Source organism: Chitinophaga sp. (genome assembly GCF_036566945.1).
In the GTDB taxonomy this organism is placed as follows: Bacteria; Bacteroidota; Bacteroidia; order Chitinophagales; family Chitinophagaceae; genus Chitinophaga.
This window is the reverse complement of record NZ_DATCVJ010000599.1, coordinates 1-1,875: the sequence shown is the minus strand read 5'-3', so window position 1 is coordinate 1,875 and position 1,875 is coordinate 1. Positions and strand designations below refer to the sequence as shown.

General features: G+C 37.8%; 4 protein-coding genes. 1 reads left to right on the top strand and 3 read right to left on the bottom strand.

Annotated elements, in window-relative coordinates; all coding sequences use genetic code 11:
* Nucleotides 1-190: 190 nt before the first annotated feature.
* On the bottom strand, nucleotides 191-544 hold the full coding sequence (locus VIP81_RS18215) for a DDE-type integrase/transposase/recombinase (protein WP_331964142.1): 354 nt from the start codon (nucleotides 542-544) through the stop codon (nucleotides 191-193).
* A 203-nt stretch (nucleotides 545-747) separates the two neighbouring features.
* A complete protein-coding gene (locus tag VIP81_RS18210; RefSeq protein ID WP_331964139.1) occupies nucleotides 748-1,014 on the bottom strand; it encodes a transposase in 267 nt (88 codons plus the stop codon).
* A gap of 82 nt (nucleotides 1,015-1,096) precedes the next feature.
* Between VIP81_RS18210 and VIP81_RS18205 the strand changes: the two genes are divergently transcribed.
* Nucleotides 1,097-1,438: a helix-turn-helix transcriptional regulator gene (locus tag VIP81_RS18205; RefSeq protein WP_331964136.1), complete on the top strand. Its 342-nt coding sequence runs from the start codon at nucleotides 1,097-1,099 to the stop codon at nucleotides 1,436-1,438.
* Between the two features lie 41 nt (nucleotides 1,439-1,479).
* Here the strand turns inward: VIP81_RS18205 and VIP81_RS18200 are convergent.
* Nucleotides 1,480-1,875: hypothetical protein (locus VIP81_RS18200; protein ID WP_331964133.1), on the bottom strand; the 396-nt coding region annotated here is incomplete at its 5' end.

Genomic DNA, 1,875 nt, shown 5'->3' with positions numbered 1-1,875 from the left:
CATGACATTGGATAAAAAAAATCATTGTTGGATTAACTTATTTGGGTGACTGTTTTCATAAAACTAAGGTACAGGCTAGGGGTACAAAAAACAATAACACTTTCATGTAATTGTCTCGTCCTGGAAAAACCTTACACGGTTTTGTGTTAATTCTGAAAAGTCTTTGCATCATTTTAGACTAATCCGGTTTTTACTTTACAGGGCCGTTATCCGTCCTGAGACAAACAGGATTTTCCCGTTGTTCTATAATTCTTTCCAGTACACGGATTAGTCGTAATGCAGGTAGTGATGTGTCTACTTCAATAGCCAATGACTCCCGGTTAAAATCATCTATGACGTTTAGCAGGCGAAATTTCCTCCCATCCACCAAGGCATCGCTCATAAAATCAACACTCCATACTTGGTTAGGATGATCGGGGATCACTAAAGCTTCTTTTATCCTGGCTGGCAACCTGCGTTTAACCCTCCGGCGGATATTGAGCTTCATGGAAGTGTACACCCGGTAGATTTTTTTGTAATTCCAGGCAAACCCTTTATTTCTCAATCTGTAATAGGATTGCCAAAAACCAATACCAGCATGTCTCTCCGTTAAAGATTCCAGGGCCTTATGTAGGGCCGAATCATCTTTTGGTACCATTTTATAATCATAAGTACTACGCGGGATAGATACTATCTTACACGCCTTTCGGATACTAAGCTGCTCTTCTTTTACAAGAAAATCAGCCGCTTCCCGTTTCTCCTGAGGCGTTACAGCTTTTTTTCAATCAGGTTTTTCATGGCCCGATTTTCAATACAAAGTTCTGCATACATCTTCTTGAGTTCTGCATGTTCTGATTCAAGATCTTTTAGACGCTTGACATCACTGGCTTCCATACCACCATATTTTGCTTTCCAGTTGTAAAAGGTAGCCTCACTTATCCCTAATTCACGGGCGATATCCTTAGCAGCTATACCGCCTTCCTGTCTTCTAAGAGCAGTAACTATCTGACTTTCTGTAAAATTCTTTCTTTTCATATTGCTGGATTAAAGTTAATAAATCAATTAATTTATAACTCTAATTCTTGCGGCCGAAATTTGGGGAGCCGACAGTATCACAATGGTGTCTTTTGGTAAAAAACTCAGGGAGTGCAGAGAAGCCAAAGGCTTTTCACAACAGGAACTGGCTAAAAAACTAGGCTCCGCTCATACCGTCATTGGCCGCTATGAACGGGATGAGATGCTGCCTTCCATTGATGTTGTTAGAAAACTGGCAGATGCCCTGGATACAACTGTTGGCTTTTTACTCGGTGAGGCTAACGATACCAACATACTTAAAGATCCTAAGATGATGAAGCGGCTTAATGAGATTAATGAACTTCCAGATAAAGATAAAGAGTGCGTTTACTCTCTCCTGGATGCTTTCCTCGCTAAATCTAAATTGCAAGCAATATTAAAATAATAAATCCAGCCAAATGGCTGGATTTATTATTTTAATATAAATCAAAAGGCTATTTCAATAAATTCTTCATAAGTCACAATGGTTAAAAATTTTTCCCTTTCAATTAAAGCTCCATGATCATTATCTACAATTATCTTTTTATCAGAGGGTATAGCATTAATTAGTGTCCTAAGAATATCAAAGTAGTGGAAGGTGCAACCATAAATATTAAAAGCAGCAAAATGTGAAGTAACTACTTCCTGCTGATATTTCTCCATCAAATCAAATATGCTATTATCCAATGAAATATAAAAATAGCCTCTTTCCACATCTTTTAGGTGGAACGATAGCTCTGTATTATTTGAATACTCAAAATCAAGCATCCCTTTTGCGCATTGTTTCAAATCAGATAATGTAAATTCCGAATCCGTTATTATAAATGCAGATCTCATAAGGCT

Coding starts and splice junctions, on each gene's coding strand:
- VIP81_RS18210 (WP_331964139.1), bottom strand. CDS start 1,014: ATGAAAAGAAAGAATTTTACAGAAAGTCAGATAGTTACTGCTCTTAGA.
- VIP81_RS18205 (WP_331964136.1), top strand. CDS start 1,097: ATGGTGTCTTTTGGTAAAAAACTCAGGGAGTGCAGAGAAGCCAAAGGC.